This is a genomic window from Flaviflexus sp., from assembly GCF_052087705.1.
GTDB lineage: Bacteria > Actinomycetota > Actinomycetes > Actinomycetales > Actinomycetaceae > Flaviflexus > Flaviflexus ciconiae.
Genome location: NZ_JBQCYC010000009.1, coordinates 36,403 through 56,763, shown reverse-complemented (window position 1 = coordinate 56,763; position 20,361 = coordinate 36,403). Strand labels below are relative to the sequence as shown.

At 59.6% G+C, this 20,361-nt stretch carries 22 protein-coding genes; 17 read left to right on the top strand and 5 right to left on the bottom strand.

The genetic code is table 11. The features are described from left to right. Positions 1-497: 497 nt before the first annotated feature. The 7 genes from ACTHUY_RS06460 to ACTHUY_RS06430 all read left to right on the top strand — a co-directional run bounded on the left by ACTHUY_RS06460 (position 498) and on the right by ACTHUY_RS06430 (position 7,051). Complete coding sequence (locus ACTHUY_RS06460) at positions 498-2,012, top strand: MFS transporter (protein ID WP_441654628.1); 1,515 nt, start codon at positions 498-500, stop codon at positions 2,010-2,012. Beyond that, the gene (locus ACTHUY_RS06455; protein ID WP_441654627.1) at positions 2,005-2,535 is read left to right on the top strand and encodes an ArsR/SmtB family transcription factor; all 531 of its coding nucleotides are present in this window, start codon (positions 2,005-2,007) and stop codon (positions 2,533-2,535) included. Before ACTHUY_RS06460 ends, ACTHUY_RS06455 begins: the two co-directional genes overlap by 8 nt. 55 nt (positions 2,536-2,590) lie before the next feature. After that, the gene (gene murA, locus ACTHUY_RS06450) at positions 2,591-3,907 is read left to right on the top strand and encodes a UDP-N-acetylglucosamine 1-carboxyvinyltransferase (protein ID WP_441678186.1); all 1,317 of its coding nucleotides are present in this window, start codon (positions 2,591-2,593) and stop codon (positions 3,905-3,907) included. After that, on the top strand, positions 3,904-4,701 hold the full coding sequence (locus tag ACTHUY_RS06445) for a lysophospholipid acyltransferase family protein (RefSeq protein WP_441654625.1): 798 nt from the start codon (positions 3,904-3,906) through the stop codon (positions 4,699-4,701). Before murA ends, ACTHUY_RS06445 begins: the two co-directional genes overlap by 4 nt. A gap of 712 nt (positions 4,702-5,413) precedes the next feature. After that, the gene (locus ACTHUY_RS06440) at positions 5,414-5,965 is read left to right on the top strand and encodes a hypothetical protein (RefSeq protein WP_441654624.1); all 552 of its coding nucleotides are present in this window, start codon (positions 5,414-5,416) and stop codon (positions 5,963-5,965) included. Next, entirely contained in the window at positions 5,898-6,653 is a 756-nt protein-coding gene (locus ACTHUY_RS06435; protein ID WP_441678184.1) for a L,D-transpeptidase family protein, read from the top strand. The genes ACTHUY_RS06440 and ACTHUY_RS06435 overlap by 68 nt, the downstream gene beginning before the upstream one ends. Before the next feature lie 254 nt (positions 6,654-6,907). Next, positions 6,908-7,051, top strand: a complete 144-nt coding sequence (locus tag ACTHUY_RS06430; protein WP_441654622.1) for a hypothetical protein — start codon at positions 6,908-6,910, stop codon at positions 7,049-7,051. Between the two features lie 130 nt (positions 7,052-7,181). On the opposite strand, the gene ACTHUY_RS06425 is transcribed toward ACTHUY_RS06430, so the two are convergent. Both ACTHUY_RS06425 and ACTHUY_RS06420 read right to left on the bottom strand, forming a co-directional pair. Beyond that, positions 7,182-7,859 carry an AMIN-like domain-containing (lipo)protein gene (locus ACTHUY_RS06425; RefSeq protein ID WP_441654621.1) on the bottom strand — a complete coding sequence of 226 codons (678 nt, stop codon included), beginning with the start codon at positions 7,857-7,859 and terminating at the stop codon, positions 7,182-7,184. 200 nt (positions 7,860-8,059) lie between these two features. Next, positions 8,060-9,166, bottom strand: a complete 1,107-nt coding sequence (locus tag ACTHUY_RS06420; protein WP_441654620.1) for a trans-sulfuration enzyme family protein — start codon at positions 9,164-9,166, stop codon at positions 8,060-8,062. Between the two features lie 31 nt (positions 9,167-9,197). Between ACTHUY_RS06420 and ACTHUY_RS06415 the strand changes: the two genes are divergently transcribed. Further along, positions 9,198-10,277 (top strand): D-alanine--D-alanine ligase family protein, encoded by a 1,080-nt coding sequence (locus ACTHUY_RS06415; protein WP_126703627.1) that lies wholly within the window; start codon positions 9,198-9,200, stop codon positions 10,275-10,277. Positions 10,278-10,532: 255 nt separating this feature from the next. Here the strand turns inward: ACTHUY_RS06415 and ACTHUY_RS06410 are convergent, their stop codons facing one another. Further along, on the bottom strand, positions 10,533-11,060 hold the full coding sequence (locus ACTHUY_RS06410) for a DUF3515 family protein (protein WP_441654619.1): 528 nt from the start codon (positions 11,058-11,060) through the stop codon (positions 10,533-10,535). A gap of 121 nt (positions 11,061-11,181) precedes the next feature. On the opposite strand from ACTHUY_RS06410, the gene thiL reads away from it, so the two are divergent. Further along, positions 11,182-12,069 (top strand): thiamine-phosphate kinase, encoded by an 888-nt coding sequence (gene thiL / locus ACTHUY_RS06405; RefSeq protein ID WP_441654618.1) that lies wholly within the window; start codon positions 11,182-11,184, stop codon positions 12,067-12,069. Positions 12,070-12,223: 154 nt separating this feature from the next. Here thiL and ACTHUY_RS06400 read toward each other — a convergent pair whose 3' ends face one another. Together ACTHUY_RS06400 and rpmB are read right to left on the bottom strand one after the other, a co-directional pair. Further along, the gene (locus tag ACTHUY_RS06400; protein WP_441675649.1) at positions 12,224-12,553 is read right to left on the bottom strand and encodes a hypothetical protein; all 330 of its coding nucleotides are present in this window, start codon (positions 12,551-12,553) and stop codon (positions 12,224-12,226) included. Between the two features lie 220 nt (positions 12,554-12,773). Continuing rightward, a complete protein-coding gene (gene rpmB, locus ACTHUY_RS06395) occupies positions 12,774-12,968 on the bottom strand; it encodes a 50S ribosomal protein L28 (protein WP_126703623.1) in 195 nt (64 codons plus the stop codon). Between the two features lie 231 nt (positions 12,969-13,199). Between rpmB and ACTHUY_RS06390 the strand changes: the two genes are divergently transcribed. The 8 genes from ACTHUY_RS06390 to mutM all read left to right on the top strand — a co-directional run bounded on the left by ACTHUY_RS06390 (position 13,200) and on the right by mutM (position 20,239). Beyond that, positions 13,200-15,395, top strand: coding sequence for an ATP-dependent DNA helicase RecG (locus ACTHUY_RS06390; protein WP_441678181.1), 2,196 nt, complete (start codon positions 13,200-13,202; stop codon positions 15,393-15,395). Next, the gene (locus tag ACTHUY_RS06385) at positions 15,395-15,958 is read left to right on the top strand and encodes an RsmD family RNA methyltransferase (RefSeq protein WP_441654615.1); all 564 of its coding nucleotides are present in this window, start codon (positions 15,395-15,397) and stop codon (positions 15,956-15,958) included. Before ACTHUY_RS06390 ends, ACTHUY_RS06385 begins: the two co-directional genes overlap by 1 nt. After that, the gene (gene coaD, locus ACTHUY_RS06380) at positions 15,955-16,434 is read left to right on the top strand and encodes a pantetheine-phosphate adenylyltransferase (protein ID WP_126703620.1); all 480 of its coding nucleotides are present in this window, start codon (positions 15,955-15,957) and stop codon (positions 16,432-16,434) included. Before ACTHUY_RS06385 ends, coaD begins: the two co-directional genes overlap by 4 nt. Further along, positions 16,427-17,185 (top strand): hypothetical protein, encoded by a 759-nt coding sequence (locus ACTHUY_RS06375; protein ID WP_441675652.1) that lies wholly within the window; start codon positions 16,427-16,429, stop codon positions 17,183-17,185. Before coaD ends, ACTHUY_RS06375 begins: the two co-directional genes overlap by 8 nt. 381 nt (positions 17,186-17,566) lie before the next feature. After that, the gene (locus ACTHUY_RS06370; RefSeq protein ID WP_126703618.1) at positions 17,567-18,010 is read left to right on the top strand and encodes a Dps family protein; all 444 of its coding nucleotides are present in this window, start codon (positions 17,567-17,569) and stop codon (positions 18,008-18,010) included. 69 nt (positions 18,011-18,079) lie between these two features. Beyond that, positions 18,080-18,634 (top strand): YceD family protein, encoded by a 555-nt coding sequence (locus ACTHUY_RS06365; protein WP_441654613.1) that lies wholly within the window; start codon positions 18,080-18,082, stop codon positions 18,632-18,634. Further along, positions 18,631-19,362 (top strand): ribonuclease III, encoded by a 732-nt coding sequence (gene rnc / locus ACTHUY_RS06360; protein ID WP_441654612.1) that lies wholly within the window; start codon positions 18,631-18,633, stop codon positions 19,360-19,362. Before ACTHUY_RS06365 ends, rnc begins: the two co-directional genes overlap by 4 nt. Beyond that, positions 19,355-20,239, top strand: coding sequence for a bifunctional DNA-formamidopyrimidine glycosylase/DNA-(apurinic or apyrimidinic site) lyase (gene mutM, locus ACTHUY_RS06355; RefSeq protein ID WP_441654611.1), 885 nt, complete (start codon positions 19,355-19,357; stop codon positions 20,237-20,239). Before rnc ends, mutM begins: the two co-directional genes overlap by 8 nt. The last annotated feature ends 122 nt before the right edge of the window (positions 20,240-20,361 follow it).

Here is a 20,361-nt window from a genome sequence, read left to right as displayed (position 1 = left end):
TGGCTGTGGCCCTCGACACTTAGTTGAAATTTCGATCAGAGTATCGATCCCAAATCGGACCTACATGGGACCTAAGGGAAAAGACCAGGAATCTCCAACAACTGACACGTCGGTACATTTCCCCAGATCAAAGCCCTCTGTCTAGTTTTGTCACAGTTCCTCCGCTATGCCCGAACGCTCCCGAACGCCCCGGTATGCGATGGGCCGAGAACTCGCGATGAGCGCCCCTAAACGTTCGCGAACGCCCCGGTATGCGGTGGGGTCGTAGCAGTGGTGGCGACGAGTCCCTGACGCTCCCAAACTCAAGGACTCTCAAGAAAACTCCAAACTCAAGCGCTCCCACCCCCGTTCTTTCGGGAGCGGAACCTGCTTCCTTCGGTGGGGATTCCGCCCGCAAATCTCGACACGCCCCATCGACAATAACCCTTCCCAAAATTAGTGCAAACTAATTGCGCAAGATTATTGAATTAAATTGGATTGTTGTTTACGCTCGAGTCATGACAGCAAAAGATGGTGGTGCAACGACCGCCAACGACACCTTTGGGTCGGGCAACGTGCCTGGCGAGGGTTCTGTAAGCGGCCGGAGCTCTGCTTCTGGTCGGGCCGCCGCATCGGAGCACGGCTCCACATCTGGTGAGGGTCGTGCCTTGGGGCCGGGCAGCTCGCGTGGGGTCGGCGGGGAGTCAATCTGGGCTAACCGGGACTATGTGCGGTGGCTGATTGGCGATACGACCGGCATGATCGGCCGCACCTTCTCGCTTTTTATCGTCAGCTTCGTTGTCTACGATCTAACGGGCTCGGAAGGTTCCGCTGGTCTGCTACAAACGATCATTCTGGTCATCATGCTCGTAGCATCGATCCCCGGTGGTGTCATTACTGACCGGAGCGATCGCCGCCGGCTCATTTATCTCTATTCGATCTTCGCGTCGGTCGTGAGCGCGGGAATTTTCCTGTACGTATTCACGGGTCACCTCACCTACCTGTCGTTTGTTGTGCTTATGAGCATCCTGGCTCTCGTCCACGGCTTCTTCGGCGAGGCAACGAACGCGGCACTGCGTTCGATCGTGTCGGGCACCGGCTTCGTGAAGGCACAGGCGGCGAACCAGGGGAGGGACGCCGCCGTCCACCTTGCTGGCAGGCCGCTGTCCGGGCTGTTCTACGGCTTCTTCCCGTGGCTTCCCTACCTCATCTCAACAGTTTTCCTGGCAGTTCAGGGATTTGCCTTCTCCCGGATCGAGCGCTCGCTTGTGCCACGGGTCGATGAAAAGAAAACAGCAGATGTACCGGCAACTGAGTCGCCGACTGGTGAAGTACCGACAATCGAACACGAGGCGATAGTCGGCGAACCATCACTGTCTGCGGGTGAGGGGGAGCCGGTTAAGCGGCCCAGCATGGTTGCGGACTTTGTTTTGGGTCTTCGCTACATGGCTTCTCGGAAAACGATCTTTATTCTCAGCGTTGTTATCACGCTTATCAACTTTGGTATTGCCGGGATTCAGGCGCTCATGGTCCTGTCCCTTATCGCCCAGGGATATCCCGCGGTCGAGGTCGGCTACCTGGGTGCAGCCACCGGCATAGCACTCATTCTGGTGTCTACGGTCGCAGGGCGAGTGGCGGAGAAGCTACCGACAGGGCTGATCGCGATCCTCACTCTTGTTTGGTACACGCTGTGCAGCATTCCGTTGGTCTTCTCGGACAACTACTGGGTGATGTTGGGATGCTCCTTCGCTCTTGGGCTTGGCATACCGATCGCCAATGCGGCGATGCTGGGTTATATCCTGGGCCGGACCCCGGAGTCTTTCCAGGGCAGGGTCAGTAGCCTCATCAACATTGTTGCCCAGGCGCTCTCCGCCTTTGCTCCGCTTATTGCCGGCATCATCCTTGAGGCGTACAACTCCAGCCTCGTGGCAGTCATCTTTACCGGCGTAACGCTTGCCAGTCTCGTTATTGGGTTACTCTCGAGAAGAGTGCGGGCCATCCCCGCGCCAGCGGACTGGGAGAAATATGAGTGACGAGATAACCCGCCTGAAGGCAATGTCGCATCCCCTGCGGCTCCAGATCCTCGTTGTCATGGACGCGATGGGGGAGGCGAGGACTTCGGATCTTGCCAGCGAGATCGGTGCCGCTGCCAACAAGGTGTCGTACCACCTGTCGATCTTGCATTCCGGTGGATTCATTAATAAGCGGGTCGGGGATGATGCTCGGGAGACCTGGTGGAGCGTGAACGAAACACGGATTAATCCACCCGAACCCGATCCTTCAGAGAGGGGCAGCGAGGATGGCAGGGCGGCCTCGCTCGCCATCCTTGAGTACCTTCGGGGACGAGTCCCCGACGTCATGGACGAGGACCAAAACCAGTCCGTCATGCTCGCGGTTGCCTATCTCACCCGGGAGCAACGAGTGGCGGTCACCGAGGATCTTTCGGCACTGTCTCAACGAATCCGGGAAATGTCGGAAGAGAATCACGCAAACGGGGTGGGGGACCTTTACGCGCTTGGCGCACAGCTCCTCCCGGCACGCGCCGAGCAAGGATAAGCTCGAGCAATATGCTCCTGCCAGTATCCTTGGGGGAGTGATACGAGGAGGAACGATGAGTTCAGTGCTTGAGGTCCGAGGCGGTAAGCCGCTCGAGGGCGAGATTTTTGTCCGGGGAGCAAAGAACCTTGTTCCCAAGGCCATGGTCGCATCACTCCTGTCCGAAGAGACGTCCGTACTTCGCAACGTCCCACAAATCCGGGACGTCGACGTGGTCTCCGAACTGTTGAAAATGCACGGGGTGGATGTCAGCCACGAAGGCGAAGCAGGTGAACTAACGATCACCCCGGGCAAGCTGGAACTGCCCGACCCGGTCCAGGTTGATATGCTCGCGGGCTCCTCCCGCATCCCCATCCTGTTCTGCGGCCCGCTCCTGCACCGCCTCGGCGAGGCCTTTGTTCCCGACCTTGGTGGCTGCCACATTGGTGACCGCCCCGTCGACTTCCACCTCCGCGTACTCGAAGACTTCGGTGCCGTTCGCACCTCCACTCCGTACGGCATGCACATCACGGCCCCGAAGGGCCTCAAGGGCAAGCCGGTCCGCCTGCCCTACCCGTCCGTGGGTGCCACCGAGCAGACACTCCTCACCGCTGTTATGGCGAAGGGCATTACCGAGCTGTCGAATGCCGCCATGGAGCCGGAGATCCTCGACCTCATTGCCGTGCTGCAGAAGATGGGTGCGATCATCTCGGTCGACATGGACCGCACCATCCGCATCGAGGGCGTCGACAAGATGTACTCGTACAAGCACACGGCTATGCCCGACCGCATCGAAGCTGGTTCCTGGGCGTCGGCAGCCCTTGCCACCGGTGGCGATGTCTTCGTTAAGGGTGCCCAGCAGAAGGACATGACGACCTTCCTCAACTACTACCGCAAGATCGGCGGTGCCTTCGACGTCCGCGACGACGGCATCCGCTTCTGGCATCCCGGCGGTGAGCTCACCGCCGCCGTTCTCGAAACGGACGTGCACCCGGGCCTCATGACTGACTGGCAGCAGCCCCTCGTCGTGGCTCTCACCCAGGCCACCGGCCTGTCGATCATCCACGAGACCGTGTACGAGAACCGCTTCGGCTTCACCGACGCTCTGCGTGGCATGGGAGCCAACATTCAGGTGTACCGCGAATGCCTCGGCGGGCTCGACTGCCGCTTCGGCTGGCAAAACTTCTATCACTCCGCTGTTATCCAGGGCCCGACCAAGCTTCAGGCGGCCAACATCGATGTGCCGGATTTGCGCGGCGGTTTCTCCCACCTCATCGCGGCCCTGGCCGCGGAGGGCACGAGCCGCGTCTCCGGCATTGAACTCATTAACAGGGGCTACGAGCACTTCATGGAAAAGCTCGGGAAGCTCGGTGCGGACGTGACCCTGTCATGACGTTTGCCCCGCTCAAGCACGAAGGTCACGAGCGGGACATCCCTGTCCTCATGAGGGCGATTTCCTGGCCGGTTGTCACCCTCGTAAGGTCGATCCAGGATCTGCGCGTCACCGGTCAAAACAACATCCCGCCCGGCCCCGCCATCTACATCGCGAACCACACGAGCCATCTCGATGGCTTCGTTATCGCGGTGGCGCTCTACGAAGCTGGGGTACCACCCCGGTTTATCGCAAAGAAGGAACTCTTTAAGGGAGCCCTGGGAGCCGCTTTGCGGGCCCTCGGCCAGGTCGAACTGGACCGGGATGCTCCCGGCACCATGATCGAGCAGATGGCGGAGAGCCTCGACAAGGGGCTGTCCATCATCATCTTCCCGGAAGGCACCTTTACACATGACCCGGCGGGATGGCCGATGAGAGCCAAGACGGGGATCTCGCGCCTCAACGAACTCCGCCCCAACATCCCGATCATTCCGATCTCCCACTGGGGTAACGAACGGATCGTCCACCAGTGGACCGGCCGCATCAGGTGGCGCATGATCTTTACCCGCAGCGAGAAAGTTCTCGTCCACATCGGTCACCCCATCACGCTGACTGGCAAAGACCATAAGGAGCGATCCAACTCGGCAATGACCGTCATCGCCGAGGAAGTGGCCCGCCTAAGAAAGCTCCTGGGAAGGCCCATGGGCGACCCGCCCGCAGAGCGCTTCGTCCCCACCGAACTGAATCACCACAAGCGCCGCGCCATGATCGAAGCCCGCAAAGCCAAGCGCAGGCCCTGGAAGAAATTGAAGTAGGGAGCCCTCGATTAGGCGGGCCTTGAATGGGAGGGTCTCGCGTCGGAGTGCCACCCGTAGGCGGTTCTCGGGTATGTCGGTCTCGCGGCGGAGTGTCTCCCGTAGGTGGGCCTCGTGTACGTCGTTCTCACGGTGGTGCATTTCAAGCACGTGTGCCTCACGCGAGAAGAGCTCACGCTTGAGTGGCTTCAGTGGGGAAGTCATAGGATGTCAACGAACGTGGCGAAACGTGGAGCCGACGTCAGCGCATAAGCTGACCGGCTTGAGGATGCAAAATGGCAGCTCGGTTTCGTGGGAGTTCCAGGATGTCTCGACTGTCCACAAGGTCTTGCCGCGATCTTTCCCATCGACGGGATCGCGGAATTCAGCCTTTGAACAAGTGCTCTGACAATCAATTAGGATATTTGGTTCATATATCTTCGTGCGTTTCTCCCACTATCCTCGTATGCTGTGACGAAGAGCGCACTCTGTGCTAATAAACGCTAGCCGCGTTCAAGCACAAAGCTGTGTTTGCCCTTGGGTCAGGCATCTGCGTGATTGGAGTAGTCCAATGAAGTCTTCCAAGATCCTCGGCGCCCTCTTTTCTTTCCTCCTGCTCTTTGCCGTGGGAGCTCCCGTGCAGGCTGCCGATCCACCAGACAATTTCTATTTGAGTAACACCTGAAAAGGCGGAAACGCTGACAAGGAGTTTTTCTTCGGAGATGTCAGCGGTATGCCGGTCACGGGTGACTGGGATGGAAACGGCACGGACACGATCGGTGTTCGTACCGGTAAAGTCTTCGAGCTCAGAAACTTCAACAGCGAGGGCGGTGCCCACTACACGGTGACGTATGGTCGGGTGGGCGATGAAGTGCTCATCGGCGACTGGGATGGCAATGCCACCGATACTCTCGGCATCCGGCGCGGGCACGAATTCCATCTCCGTAACGACCTCACATCCGGACCCGCCCACGACGTCTTCAAGTACGGCCGGGACAACGATGAGGTGTTCTTCGGCGACTCGGACGGTGACGGCACGGATACCATCGCGGTGCGCCGCGGCAACACGTTCTACGTCAAGAACTCTCTCAACGGTGGTAAGGCAGATATCTCGTTCCCGTATGGCAGGGAGGGCGACACCGTACTCGTCGGTGACTGGGACAATGACGGTATCGACACCTTTGCCGTGAAACGCGGCAAGGAATGGTTGATCCGAAATGACTTTGAAGCCGGCAATGCTGACCATCATGTACGGCCGGGAAACCGACCACTCTCTCGTTGGTGACTGGGACGGTGATGGCGTTGACACCCCGGGCGTATTCCGTGGCGGACCGCCACTCAAGGCTGCTGGTGAGTGTGCGCCACTGAACGAGGGCAGGTCCCGGTACACCACGGATAACGCGAACCGCGTGAGCCTGGTGATCGCAGAACGCTACGGCACCTCCTACGCCAAGTTCGTGAACTGGCATAAGCAGTGGGATGGTTCCTACTACGAGGAATGGCAGACCCCCACAAGGATTGGCGCCAACGGCATGGCGACAGTTGGTGAACCCGCGGCGTGGCACACGTACAAGACACCGACCGGCTCCTACTCGGTTACCGAATCATTTGGTGTCTACAACCCCGGAACAGATCTGGACTACCGCCAACTCAACTCGCAGTCCAAGTGGGGCGGTACGAGGGGAGTGAACTACAACCAGTACTTCGAAGGACCGAAGGCATCGGCAGCCGATGAGGATATGTGGGCGATCGCTCGTGCCGGTGACTACCGGCTCGGTGTCGTTATCAACCACAACCGCCCGCCGGACTCCGAGATCGTCGAAGGCATGGGGTATGCGATCTTCCTCCACGCCAACAAGGTCGCAACCGCCGGTTGCGTGGCGCTGACCGAGAACGAGGTTGCCAAGTACATGAGGACCGCCCAGAAGGGCGACCGGATCATCATGGGAGTCCGCAGCCACATCTTCTACTAGAACTGCTGAAGTGCCGGCCCGCTTGATCAGTTTTCTATCTCTAACGAGCGGGCCGCACCTCTGCGGCGAGGTCCATCAGCGCAGATGCGACATCCTGCGAAGCGATGCTGTGACTGGGCGATGCCGTACAGAACAGGTGACGACGCTGTTAGGTGCCAAGTCAACGCTCAAGATCAGGTAGTCTCGTTAACAGTTGCTCGGTGTGAGCCGAGCTCGATTTCCGGCCGCAACAGTTTACGAACAAGGAGAAAGCCATGTGGCAGACACTCATCCTTATCGCCATTGCGCTGATCCTGCTCAGCATCATCGTTGAGGCCATACAGTTTCTCGTCTGGGTTGGTGTCCTTGCCCTCATCGTTGTCGGGATCCTCTACCTCCTCAACAAGATGAGGAGATAGCAGGTTTATCGATCGGGGAAGCGTAAACCCGAATTGGGCAAGGGAAAGGCGTGGAACAAACCGTTCCATGCCTTTCCCATTCCCTGGGCGACCCGAATCGTGGGGCTAGCCCTGGTGAATGCTTAGCTGACTATTTTTGGACGTCGACGACGATTCTCATGGGATCGTTGAGGACCTGTACGCGGTAGGGGCGTTTTTCATCGACACCGATGAAAAAGGTGTGCATGCCTTCGAAAGGCATGTCGACATGAACGTCCTGGATGGCGGTTGCCTGGTTGAGGCCGCTAATCTCGAATTCCCCGGGGTCACCGGTCGGGTACGTAACGCCCGAGACCCAGATGGTGAGGAACTCTTCGCCTCCCATGTCGACCTCGAAGCCGGAACCGTCCTGGATAGGGGCGTCCTCGTAGGAGGCGGACCAGTTCAGTGTTCCCTCGTTGCCGGAGTACTCGACGACGACACGTTCGTAGGTGTCATGCCCGCCAACGCGCGCTGTCTCGGGAAGGTAGGCACCAACCAGGTCCGGGAAGTCAGCTGACTGCGATGGCCCGGTCGTGAAGTCTCCGCTGCCCTCACCCGTGTCAGTGGGATCGCTCGTCGGCTCGTCCGTGGACTCCGTCGTGGGATCATCGGACGGTGCGGCGGTGTCCTCCGTTGTAGGCTCCTCGGAGGCCGGCTCGGTTGTCTCTTCTCCGGGACCTGCCGAGCCTTCGGTGGTTGTCTGCGGCGCTGTCGTCGGGCCATCGGTGTCGGATCCGCACGCCGCGAGAACGACCGACACTGCAATAGCCACAACAATTCTTTTCATAGCCCTAACTTACTCGTGGGGCGAGAAGCCCGTCGATTGCTAGTCGCAATCGTTACATGACTGCAACGTTTCTGCAACGCTTCTCATATCGGACTTTTCGTACGTGTGACCGTTACTTATCGATGCGTGTTCCCGGTTCGAAACCGGAGGCCCAAGATATCGGTTTCTGTCGTGAGCCTCAGGTCTCCAGTAGGCCGGTTCTACGCCTGGGAGCGGGTGAGTGCCCGGTCGAGGTCCTCCCAGAGGTCCTCCATGTCTTCAATGCCGGTGGAGAGCCTGAGCAGGTCCTCCGGAACAGTTGTCGCCTCATCTGCAAAGCGCCTGCGCCTCTCAAGGCTCGACTCGACGCCGCCGAGGGACGTGGCAGGGAGCCACAGCTCTGTTGCCTCAACCAGCCGGTCGGCTGCTTCGGCTCCGCCCGTGGGGCGGACCGTGAGAACACCACATCCCTTCGGTGCTCGCTCCTTGTTCGGGTGGTGCGGTAGGGAGGGATGCGCAACGGCCTCGACGAGGGGATGATTGGAAAGCCGGCGAGCAAGCTCTGCGGCATTCGCGGTGATCCGTTCGAACCGCAGGGACAGAGTTCTCATACCACGCAGGGCCAGCCAGGCTTCCATGGGGCCAGCAATGGCGCCGGTGTGCGTGCGGTAATCCCACAGCCTCTGGTGCAGTTCCTCGGTATTGGCAAGAACTGCGCCGAGAACAACATCGGAATGTCCCGCGAGGTACTTTGTGGCCGAGTGGACGACGATGTCGGCTCCCATGATGAACGGTTGCTGTCCCAGGGGAGTGGCGAACGTGTTGTCGACAATGACAAGGGCACCTGCCTCGTGCGCGGCCTTGGCAATGGTAGGTATGTCGGCAAGCTCGAGCATCGGGTTCGTGGGGGACTCGATGAGAACAGCGGAAGCACCGGGAAGAGCGGCAACGACTTCTTCGGTGTTTGCGATATCGACGGTGACGAGCTGTCCACCCTCCCGCTCCGTCATCTCCTGCGCCACGATCAGTGAGGCGTGGTAGGAGTGACGGGGTGCGACGATCTTCCCGGGAGGGGCAGCATGCAGTGCTGTTGTCATGGCCGCCATACCGGAAGCATGAACGAGTGCCGGATAGTCGGTGCCCTCAAGGGCGGCGAGCGTTTTCTCAAACGGATTCCAGGTCTCGTTGTCCCAGCGAGCATAAATGTTCCCGGGAGCTGTGCCGGAGTTCCGGTACGTCGAGGAGAAGACAACGGGTGGGTTAACCGGATTGCCTTGGATGCGTTCGGGACGGCCGGACTGAGCAAGAATCGTTGCTGGGTTCGTCATGAATTGAACACTATCTTGATAGGCTCGAGCGGTGAAGAACGGTACCAAGATTCGAGTCGCGTTGATCTATGGCGGGAGCTCAGGCGAGCACTCCGTTTCCTGCATGACAGCAGGCTCTGTCATGTCAGCGATCGACCAGGACAAGTACGAGATCGTGCCGATCGGAATCCGCAAGGACGGCACCTGGGTTGAGGGGATCAGCGACCTCGAGATCCTCGGAACCGGCACGGCCGAAGTTGGTCCCGGTTCACCGATCACCGTCTCCTACGGGACCGGCGGGATCCTCAAGGACGGAGAACGACTGGACGTCGACGTCGTGTTCCCGCTCCTGCACGGCCCGTTCGGTGAAGACGGAACAATTCAGGGACTGTTTGAGATGGCGGGGATGCCGTACGTTGGCTCCGGCGTTTTTGCTTCCGCCGCCGTCATGGATAAGCACTACACGAAAATCATTCTGAGGGAAGCCGGCTTGCCTGTTGGCACCTGGGTACTCGTTACCCGCAACGGCTGGAAGACCAAGAGGGACGAGCTGGTCGAGAAGATCTCGAAGCTACACATGCCGCTGTTTGTGAAGCCGTCTCGTGCTGGCTCCTCCCTGGGTATCTCCCGCATCGAATCCCTTGACGAACTCGATGCAGCAATCGCTGAAGCTCAGCAGCACGACCCGAAGGTCATTGTCGAGCAGGGTATTAATGGCCGCGAGATCGAATGCGCAGTTCTGGGTGGTCGCAACGGTGACAGCCCGAGGGCCTCCCTGCCTGGTGAGATCGTGCTCGACAACGCGGACTCCGGTTTTTACGACTACGAGTCAAAGTACGTTGAGACCGACGGCCTCGTTCTCTCCATCCCCGCCAACATCCCCGACTCACACCGCGAGGAACTGCGGGCAATGTCGATTGAGGCATTCGAGGCAATCGACTGCGAAGGCATGGCACGCGTCGACTTCTTCTACGACGATGGAACGCTCGTCATTAACGAGATCAACACGATCCCGGGCTTCACGCCCTACTCGATGTACCCCCTCATGTGGCAGAGGTCAGGCTTCACCTATCCGGAACTCATTGACGAACTCATCACCCTGGCCCTCGAACGAAACATTGGGCTGAGGTAGGAACCCGCTGAGCCAGTAAAGAGCTCCTAGAGAATTGCGGAGGTTCCCATGCTCAAGAATCGTGGGAGTGACTGCTGATTCCGAAAGCCTTCAGGAGAGAAGGGTCTCCGGCCTCTGCCGGAGTCGCTGTCTTTGTCGACTCGAAGGATCTCATAGCAGTGCGCTTCCGGTCTCGGGTCAGTGGCAGGGTCCGGGAACGTCGTGGAACAACTGCCTCGTTAATCCTGTTGCTTAACTGGCACTGCTTTGCCAGCCCTATGGCTCGGTTGTCTCCGAGTCGTTGTAGACCTGAGGTGCTTCGGTCAGGCCCAGGCATTGCCTCTCGGCGGGTACGAGGTTGAGTGCGGGGGAGAACTGGGTGAGAACATCCGTCACGGTGCCCTCGCCAACGGCCTGGGTGGAGATGACGATCTCTACGGCGGGCACTCTTCCGTAGGAAATAAACGTCCATGTGCCATCCCCGCCGTTGGCTGGGATACGGGGGTCGGAGGAGTCGAGGCTCAGCCAATCAACACCGTCAACGGTGATGCAACGGTCTGTGGAAGGGGAGGGCGGCTCAACCCCACATCGGAAGGACGCTCCGTCACCCCACGCGGTTGTTGCCTGCGCAGTCGTCTTTGACCGTTCGAAGCCCGACACGTCCTCTGGTGTTGCCATGAGCATGTTGGCGCAGTTCGGGTCAGAAGCATACGGAGTTGCTTCGAGACCAACGGTGCTGGCGCAACCGGCGAGGCCAAGAACACCAGCAAGGCCAAGGACAACGGGGAAACGAGAGAACTTCACGCCCCAACTCTATCGGTCAAACCAGGGCAACCAGTGCAGGATTACGTGCCATGAAACGTGAAGGCGGCGACGCCGACCGTGAGAAGACAGTGAAATGTTGGCGGGGTGAGAGAATAGCGGCATGAGCGAAGACGAACTCCTAGCCCTTATCGCCCGTCACCTGCCGGCCTCAACAGCGACAGTGCCAACCGGTGATGACTGTGCGGTTCTGGCACCCGAGGGAGAAGTCGCCATCTCCACCGACATTCTCGTTGAGAACGTTCATTTCCGTAGGGACTGGTCGAGCGGAGCGGACATTGGGTGGCGGTGCGTCATGCAGAACGTGGCCGATGCTGCGGCGATGAGAGCCCGCCCCATGTCGTTCTTTGTCGCCATGACAATCCCTGAGAATGTCACTGCCGACTGGGTGGAGGACTTCTCGCGGGGCCTTCGAGAAGCCTGTGATCACCTATACTCGCTCTCTGGCCCGATCGCTATTGATGGTGGCGACCTGTCACGCGGCCCAATCATTGTTGCCGCCGGCACCGTGGTGGGCGACATGGAGGGCCGGGAGCCGGTCTTACGCTCGGGAGCCCGCCCCGGACACAAGATCGTCCATACCGGTAACCTTGGCGCCTCCGCGCGCGGCTATGAGCTCATTCAGGCAGGGAAAACCGGGAAAGCAGTGCGACTGTTCCTCAGGCCCGAGCCACCAGTAAACCGAGCAGTCGGAGTGGGCGCTACCGCCATGATGGATGTCTCGGACGGACTGGTCAGAGACTGCCGCAGAATTGCAAAAGCCTCGGGTGTTGCTCTCGAGCTGGATTCCACTCTCGTCACCGCGGCCGCCAGTCCCGATGTCACGTTGGAGCAGGCGCTTTATGGGGGAGAAGATCACGGTTTCGTCGCAACCGTTGACGGCCCGGTACCCGATGGCTGGAATGAGATCGGTCGAGTCGTTAAGGGGACCGGTGTGCTGGTTGACGGCAAACAAGTTGATGCCATGGGAGGCTGGGACCACTTCGGGTAAGCGGTCGTCGGGCGAACACACCTGGGAGAGATGCCACGAGACTAAACAGTAAGGGAAAAGACCATTACTCAAGATTGGGCTGATCCCGGTGACGAGAAGAAAAAGCTAGATGCTTTAACCGGCAACAGATCGGCGCCGTCCGTGACCCACTAGCTTACTCCGAGCGCTTCTGGGCCGCGTCATAGTCTCCTTGCAGGACCCCGCTGACGATGCTGAAGAGCTTTGCATCGACTTTAAGACGGAATCTTGGTTCATCGTCGAAATAGTTCCCATGTGTCTTGCGCATTGACTCCAGTGAATCCGACCCAAGGAGGAAGATGTCAATGTTTGGTTGGTCTCGGTAGAGCTTTTCAGTTTCTTCGTAGGCATCAAGTGCCCTCTCAGTGTCGGTCCCGAACTCCCGAAGCTCCACCGGATGATCAGCCTTGCGATCGTAAGTGATGAGGAAATGGCGGATCGTGAATTGCTCCTCAAGGTTGTGCATAGAGGCCTCCCATGGTTGGTGCCATGCTAGCGCCCTGCTTATTCATTTTCATTGAATGGAGTGCATCCTGTCAGAACCCCACGGAATTTGCCAGAATCCCACGGATTGACGAGGAATGCGGTAAGGCGAGGGGAGGCAGCGAGTCTGGTTGGTGCGACGGGTGAGTTTCCAGGGGATACGATTGAACCCCCACCGGGGTGGGGGTTCAATGAGCTAAAGGCTACTTCGTGTTCCGGACGATGCGGTCTGACTTGATGCAGTTGGTGCATACGTTCAGACGCTTCGGGGAGCCATTCACGAGTGCGCGTACGCGCTGAATGTTCGGGTTCCACCGGCGGTTGGTCCGCACGTGGGAGTGCGAGACGCTCTTGCCGAAGCCCGGGCCCTTGCCGCAGACGTCACATACTGAGGCCACGGTTCTCTCCTGATCTTCTCGCTGACAAGACGCCAGCGGCGTCTCCTTACCTGCATACCCTGGAGTATGCAACCTGTTTATATTAACCGAGGGTGACCGCAAGTGCCAAGATAAGTGTCCTGACGGGGACGTGGTATCGCACACTATTGCGGTTTCGTGATTCGGTCACAGGTATGAAAGCTTACCTCAGCAGGTCCGGTCGTGACGCTACTCTTGGACGGGGAGGGAATAATGAAGGCTGTTGCCACCGATGGACTGACGCTTTTGGAGACACCGCTGGATCGGATGCTCGGAGCGCGTACAGCGAAGGCCCTGGAAAAGCTGGAACTCCGCACTGCGGGGGATCTCCTCGCGCATGCCCCAAGGCGCTACGTTCACCGCGGTGAACTGGTTCCACTGTCGCGGGCTGTTGAAGGTGAGAGCGTCACCGTTGTCGCCCATGTGCTTGGCACGAGCCTACGACCAATGAATGCGAGAAGGGGTTTCCTTCTTAAGGTCACTATTTCTGATGGCGTGTACGACATGTCGCTCACGTTCTTCGCTAAGTCCTCCAGGCCGTTGGCCTTCCACGAATCTAAGCTCCAACCGGGAACTGTAGCTACTTTCTCTGGAACCGTTTCTTCGTACCGTGGGGAACTGCAGCTCACTCACCCCGAGTATCAGGTGCTGGAAGATGCGGGGGATGTCAACGAAGAGGAAATAGCGAGACCGCTTCCCCTCTACCCGGCGGGCGTTAAAGTGCCCACCTGGACGATTGAGAAAGCCATTGGCTCCATCCTCGACCAAGTCCAACCCGATGACATACCCGAACCGCTTCCCGATGAGTTCCGTTCCCTGCACGATCTCATGGGTGCCTACGATGCGCTGATAGCCCTGCATCGCCCGGTCACCGATGATGACTGGAAGCGGGCGCGGGAACGCATGAAGTTCGAAGAAGCCCTGATCCTGCAAACGGTTCTCGCCCAGCGCGGTCACGAAGCCACCTCCGTCGATTCTGAACCGCGACCCCACCTCTCGGGTGGCATCGTCGATGAGTTCGATCAGCGACTGCCCTTTGAATTGACCGATGGACAGAAGAAGGTCGGCAAGGTTATCTCCGATGATCTGTCGTCCGCCCGCCCCATGAACCGGCTCCTCCAGGGCGATGTTGGTTCCGGTAAGACCGTCGTCGCCCTTCGTGCCATGCTTCAAGTGGTGGACGGTGGGGGACAGGCCGCACTGCTCGCACCCACCGAGGTCCTTGCCGAACAGCACTACCGCTCGATTGTTACGATGCTCGGTGACCTGGCGGCCGGCGGAATGCTCGGCGGCTCCGATATCGGCACCCGCGTTGACCTCCTGACCGGCTCCCTCGGGGCCAAGCAGAAACGCGCCGTCCTTGGCCGGCTAGCCGGGGGAGAGACCGGCATCGTCGTCGGAACCCACGCGCTCCTCTCCGACAACGTTCAGATCCCCTTCCTTTCCCTCGCCGTTGTCGATGAGCAACATCGCTTCGGTGTGGACCAGCGCGATGCTCTGCGAGCAAACGGTGGCGTCAACCTGCTGGTCATGACGGCAACACCAATCCCACGAACACTTGCCATGACTGTCTTCGGTGACCTCGACGTCTCTGAGTTGACCGAGCTCCCGGCGGGACGACAGGAAGTCACTACCACGATTGTTCCCGCCGTTAAAGAAACATGGGTGGACCGCGTCTGGGAACGCGTCGCCGAAGAAGTGCAGGGCGGCGGCAGGGCCTTCGTCATCTGCTCCCGGATCACCCCCACCGAGAACCCGGCACTGCTAGAAGAAGCCGAGGAAGGTACGCGCCCACCGCTTGCCTCCGTCGATGAACTCACTGAGCAGCTCAGAACACTTCCGGCCCTCCAAGGTATTCCCATCGGAACTCTCACCGGCCCCATGGGCCCCGAGGAGAAGAATGCCGCCATGGCAGCATTCCAATCCGGTGAAGTCCCCATCCTTGTCGCCACCACCGTGGTCGAGGTCGGTGTCGATGTTCCCGACGCCACCGCCATGGTCATCATGGACGCCGATAGGTTCGGACTATCCCAACTCCACCAGCTCCGCGGACGCATCGGACGAGGCAACCGCCCCGGTATCTGCCTCGCACTTTCCTGGGCACCGCCAGGCACCGTCGCATCGGAACGCCTCGATGCCTTCGCCGCGACCCGGGACGGGTTCGCGCTCGCGGAAAAAGACCTGGAACTGCGCAGGGAAGGCGATGTGCTCGGGGCCAGCCAGTCCGGCTCCCAATCTCACCTCAAACACCTGCGGATCCGCTCAGATTCGAGAATCATTGATCTAGCCAGGCAGTCCGCCGATGAGCTCATCGAGAAGGACCCTACGCTGGCCACCTGGCCCGGACTGCGGGCGGCCGTTGATTCGGCACGCCAACTGTCAGAGACCGACTACATCGGGAGGAACTAATGCCCCGCATCGTCTCCGGAACCGCCAAGGGAACCACCATCAAGGTGCCCAAGTCGGCCCGTCCCACCCCCGACATGGTGAGAGAAGCAATCTTCTCCCGTCTCGAACACCGCGGATACCTCGACAACACCGACGTCCTGGACGTGTATGCAGGGTCGGGAGCCTTTGGCCTGGAAGCAGCCTCCCGCGGGGCACGAACAGTGACCGCCGTTGACGCCAACCGCGAAGCAGTCTCAACGATCAAAGCCAACGCCAAGAAAACCGGCCTTGACGTTCTCGTCGTCAACCAGAAGGCAGAAGCCTTCCTTGGCACCATTGGCAGGTCCTACGACCTCATCTTCCTCGACCCGCCATACGACATGGCGGAAGAGGTTCTCGCTAACGCAATAGCCAAAGCGGCACCGCTCCTCGTGCACGACGGCCTACTCCTTGTGGAACGGGATAAGCATTCTCCCGAACCCACGTGGCCAAGCTCTTTGGTGAAAGACGATGAGAAGACATGGGGCGACACCGTCATCTGGTCCGCGCTCGGCGCGGAGTATGCACGTAGTCTTGACTCATGAGAATTGCCGTATGCCCGGGATCGTTCGACCCGATCACCCTCGGACACGTTGACGTGGTGCGCAGAGCACTCACAATGTTCGACGAAGTGATCATTGGAGTTGCCCAGAATGCCTCCAAGAACTATCGGTTCTCCCCATCGGAACGACTCGGCCTCGCCGAGTCCGCCGTGGCCGACCTGCCCGGTGCACGAGTCATGCCCATCGACGGGCTCCTCGTCGACTTCGTCAAAGACGTCGGCGCCTCCGCCATCGTCAAAGGCCTGAGAGGAGCGGCCGACTACGACGGAGAACAGTCCATGGCGCTCCTCAACCGACACCTGTCCGGAATCGAGACAGTATTTGTCATGGGAGACCCAAAACTCGCCCACATAGCCTCCTCCCTCGTCAAAGACGTTGCAAGGCACGGCGGTAACATAGACGACCTCGTCCCGGCGGCAGTCGCGGCGGCGCTCACAGGAAAGGAAACGAATGTCTGAGCACGAATACGAGACTGAACAGAACGCGGTCGCAGGAGACTCCCTCATCGCGGTCCTCGACGAACTAGCCCAGATCGTTGCGGGCGCTCGCGGAGTGCCCATGTCAGCCTCAGCCATGATCAACCGCTCCGAGGTTCTCGACCTCCTCGAAACAGCTCGCGACATTGTTCCCGACCAGATCGAAGCAGCCGACCGCATCATCGCCGAAGCCTCGGAGGTCAAGGAAGACGCGCAACGCAGGGCTAAGACCATCCTGGAGCGCGCCCACGCAGACTCCGAGGCAACGATCGCTCAGGCCCGCCAAAAGGCCGCCGATCTCGTCACCGAGCATGCGATCACCGAAGGTGCCCGCAACGAAGCTGCCAGTATCCTCGAGGAGGCACGCCTGCAAGCGGAACGCATGAACGCGGGAGCCGACCGCTACTCGGATGACTCCCTCGGCTTCCTCCAGGCCGAACTCGAATCTCTCCTCACAAAGGTCCACGCCGGCCGTCAAGAGCTCGAGCGGCGCCAAGAGGCCCGCGTACACGGATCGCAGAAGCCCGCTCCCGAGGCCCAGGGCGTGACTGAAGAAGAGCTGGACTATGAAGGCGACCAGGACCTTGACCACGATGGTTACGACCAGGACGGTCCGGTTGAGGAAGTAAACCAGTACGCTGAGGAGGAGCACAAGCCACGCCTCAACGAGATCCGTGTCAGCCCCATAGACGAAGAAGAAGAGTTCGAACCGCCCTACGAGAACGAGCGCTAGCCGCAAGCACTAAGAACGCTCGCCCCAGATGGACTATGCTCTAAGAACGCTTGATCGAGGTCTGAAAAACTAATGCTAGGGCCAAGCTGAACGAATGCTCGGAAGTGAAGTTCAGCGAACGCTGGGACCTCAATCCATGGGAACTGGGCTCCTAGACCGGGCTCCAAAGGGAGATTCTGGCGAGCTCGGCCTTGGGCTTTGTCGCTTGAGCGAAGGCTCAGGGTGCTCGGCAGGCCTCGCCACACCCTCTTGACATGAGCATGAGCAGGTATGACGGATTGTTTCTTCTTATTTCGCTGTTGAGCAAAAAGGTTGAGAGACGCCCGGCAACGGTGTTCACTAGAGGTGTAGTGGGAGTTCTCCCGGAAAGTTGAGGAAAACATGTCAAGCACCGTAGCTACTGCACTTCAGTCCGTTCTCGTGGATCTCATCGATATTTCTCTCCAGGGCAAGCAGGCGCACTGGAACATTCAGGGTGCGCGCTTCCGTTCGCTTCACCTTCAGTTGGACGAGATTGTTGACCTGGCCCGCACGTCCTCCGATGATGTTGCCGAGCGTCTCGCTGCGATCGGTTCGTCGCCCGATGGTCGTGCAGTGACCGTTTCAACGGACTCCAGCATTGGTGACATCTCGTCCTCGTGGATTAAGGTGTCAGACGCCTACGAAACGATTGAGTCGAAGCTCCAGACGGCTTCCGACAACATCAAGAAGCACCTCGAGACCGTTGACGAGGCAGATCCCCTGTCGGGTGACCTCCTCATTGGTATCGCGACAGAACTTGAAAAGCAGGCGTGGATGCTGCGTTCAGCAACCGTCGCCGAATAATAGAGCATGACGCTAGGGCCCCGACCATCTGTTGGTGCGGGGCCCGCCCCTTCGATAAGGAGAAACACCATGTCCGATGCATTCCGCATCTCGCTCCAGGACCTGCGCCGACAGGAAGGGGCCCGGATTGACCTGGTCCGGACCATCGAGTCACCCGATTTTGCGACAGACCTGGTGAGAACCGTTGGAGACCTCAACATCGAGGGATCACTCCAGTCAGTATCGGAAGGGGTTCTCGTCACCGCACGAGTTGACTACGACCAGGTGTCCGAATGTGCTCGTTGCCTTCGGGAAATTGAAGAGGAAGGCACGGCCGATCTGGCTGAACTTTACTTCTACGAGAACCGGGCCAAGGCTCTCAAGGAATCCGGTGATGAGGAAGCGGAGGAGCTTCCCCTGATTGTCAACGATTCCATCGACCTCGAATCCCTCGTACGGGACACGATTGTCGGTCAGATGCCATTCATTCCCCTGTGCGAGCCGGACTGCCCCGGCCTGTGCAGCGTCTGCGGTGAGCGTCTTGCGGAGCTTCCCGAGGATCACTTCCACGAAACCGAGGAAGAGCCCCCGAGCCCCCTCGATGAGCTCCGTGCGAAGCTCGTGGCGGAGGAACAGGAGAAATGAGCCGCTCGAAGGGGCGCCGGAAGGTCAACCCTCCGGCGCGGACCGACCGTGAAGTCCTCCTAGCATCCTGGGGAGTAGACATCGACGAGGCCCTTCTCGAACAGGCCCTCACACACCGCTCCTGGTCTTTCGAGAACGGCAACGTTCCCACCAACGAACGGCTTGAGCTTCTCGGTGACTCGGTCCTGTCGATCATCGTGACCGACCGGATCTACCACGACTACCCGGACATGTCAGAAGCCGAGCTTGTTCCCATCAGGGCAGCGGCAGTTTCCGAGACCCCGCTCGCGGGCATTGCCAAAACCATTGGTCTCGATGGATTTATCCTGCTGGGCAACGGCGAGCTTGTTACGGACGGCAGGAACAAGCCGTCGATTCTCTCCGACACCCTCGAAGCGCTCATCGGGGCCACGTACCTAACCGTTGGTCTTGATAAGACCAGGGGAGTGGTCGAGAAGCTCACTGCCCCCTACATTGTTGACGCAACTAAGGCCGGCCCGGCACTCGACTGGAAGACATCGATCCAGATGGTGGCGAACGAAGGCAAGCTCGGGGATGTCTCCTACAAGATCGAGGGGTCCGGCCCCGACCACGCAAGGCACTACGTTGCCACCACCATGATTAATGGCAAGGCCTGGGGAGAGGGCGAGGGAACGTCCCGAGCCAGGGCTGAGATGGCGGCGGCGGAGGCGAGCTACGAGGCACTGAGCAAGGCCGTCCATGCCTGAGCTACCCGAAGTTGAGACGGTCCGCGAGGGCCTGGACCGTCTCCTCAATGGCAAAACCCTCCAAACGATCACGCCCCTCCACCCACGCGCGGTACGCCGCTCAGAAGGCGATGTCGAAGGACTGCAAGCCTTCGCAGGCTCACAGGTCGAAGCCGTAGCGAGGCGCGGCAAGTACCTGTGGTTCGAAATGTCGGGGATGGCACTCAACTTCCACCTCGGCATGTCGGGCCAGCTTCTCGTCAGCGCCCCCGGCATAGAACCACTGGCCCACCCGCACCTGCGTGCCCTCATCCGCTTCGAAGACGGCGCCCACCTGCGCTTCATCGACCAGCGCACTTTCGGATACATTCAAAGATCCTCCCTGGTTGAGGTCCACGACGGAGCCCCGGCAGGCAAGGGCACCACCTCCACGCTGATCCCTGTACCCGTCTCCCACATCGCACGCGACCTGCTTGATCCTGCCCTTGAGATTACCGACCTGAACACGAGAACCAGGGCCAAGCGAACTGAGATCAAGCGCGCGATGCTCGACCAGACTCTTGTTTCTGGCATGGGAAACATCTACTGCGATGAGGCGCTCTACCGAGCAAAGATCAACCCCCGCCGTAAGACCAACGGGCTGTCCTACATCCAGCTGACCGAACTCTGGACCCAGTCCATCGAGGTTTTACGTGAAGCCCTCGAGCAGGGCGGTACCTCGTTTGATTCCCTCTATGTCAACGTCAACGGAGCGTCCGGCTACTTCGAACGATCACTGCGCGCCTACGGCCGAGGCGGACAACCCTGCCTCAAATGTGGAGCGAAGATGAAGAAGATTCAGTTCATGAACCGCTCCTCAACCTTCTGCCCGATCTGCCAGCCGCTGGCACGCTACTAGCTACACATCGCAGTGCGTGCCCGTCCGGGTGGCGAGTGGATCGGTGTGCACGGCGCAGGAGTTGGATCATGCTTGGGACTCTAGCAAGTTAACCTATGCATCGGTGTCGGTACTGCCAGCGG

Excerpts from the sequence above, each read along its gene's own strand:
- ACTHUY_RS06460 (WP_441654628.1), top strand. The coding sequence starts at position 498 with ATGACAGCAAAAGATGGTGGTGCAACGACCGCCAACGACACCTTTGGG.
- ACTHUY_RS06455 (WP_441654627.1), top strand. The coding sequence starts at position 2,005 with ATGAGTGACGAGATAACCCGCCTGAAGGCAATGTCGCATCCCCTGCGG.
- murA (WP_441678186.1), top strand. The coding sequence starts at position 2,591 with ATGAGTTCAGTGCTTGAGGTCCGAGGCGGTAAGCCGCTCGAGGGCGAG.
- ACTHUY_RS06445 (WP_441654625.1), top strand. The coding sequence starts at position 3,904 with ATGACGTTTGCCCCGCTCAAGCACGAAGGTCACGAGCGGGACATCCCT.
- ACTHUY_RS06440 (WP_441654624.1), top strand. The coding sequence starts at position 5,414 with ATGCCGGTCACGGGTGACTGGGATGGAAACGGCACGGACACGATCGGT.
- ACTHUY_RS06435 (WP_441678184.1), top strand. The coding sequence starts at position 5,898 with ATGACTTTGAAGCCGGCAATGCTGACCATCATGTACGGCCGGGAAACC.
- ACTHUY_RS06430 (WP_441654622.1), top strand. The coding sequence starts at position 6,908 with ATGTGGCAGACACTCATCCTTATCGCCATTGCGCTGATCCTGCTCAGC.
- ACTHUY_RS06425 (WP_441654621.1), bottom strand. The coding sequence starts at position 7,859 with ATGAAAAGAATTGTTGTGGCTATTGCAGTGTCGGTCGTTCTCGCGGCG.
- ACTHUY_RS06420 (WP_441654620.1), bottom strand. The coding sequence starts at position 9,166 with ATGACGAACCCAGCAACGATTCTTGCTCAGTCCGGCCGTCCCGAACGC.
- thiL (WP_441654618.1), top strand. The coding sequence starts at position 11,182 with ATGAGCGAAGACGAACTCCTAGCCCTTATCGCCCGTCACCTGCCGGCC.
- ACTHUY_RS06400 (WP_441675649.1), bottom strand. The coding sequence starts at position 12,553 with ATGCACAACCTTGAGGAGCAATTCACGATCCGCCATTTCCTCATCACT.
- ACTHUY_RS06390 (WP_441678181.1), top strand. The coding sequence starts at position 13,200 with ATGAAGGCTGTTGCCACCGATGGACTGACGCTTTTGGAGACACCGCTG.
- ACTHUY_RS06385 (WP_441654615.1), top strand. The coding sequence starts at position 15,395 with ATGCCCCGCATCGTCTCCGGAACCGCCAAGGGAACCACCATCAAGGTG.
- coaD (WP_126703620.1), top strand. The coding sequence starts at position 15,955 with ATGAGAATTGCCGTATGCCCGGGATCGTTCGACCCGATCACCCTCGGA.
- ACTHUY_RS06375 (WP_441675652.1), top strand. The coding sequence starts at position 16,427 with ATGTCTGAGCACGAATACGAGACTGAACAGAACGCGGTCGCAGGAGAC.
- ACTHUY_RS06370 (WP_126703618.1), top strand. The coding sequence starts at position 17,567 with ATGTCAAGCACCGTAGCTACTGCACTTCAGTCCGTTCTCGTGGATCTC.
- ACTHUY_RS06365 (WP_441654613.1), top strand. The coding sequence starts at position 18,080 with ATGTCCGATGCATTCCGCATCTCGCTCCAGGACCTGCGCCGACAGGAA.
- rnc (WP_441654612.1), top strand. The coding sequence starts at position 18,631 with ATGAGCCGCTCGAAGGGGCGCCGGAAGGTCAACCCTCCGGCGCGGACC.
- mutM (WP_441654611.1), top strand. The coding sequence starts at position 19,355 with ATGCCTGAGCTACCCGAAGTTGAGACGGTCCGCGAGGGCCTGGACCGT.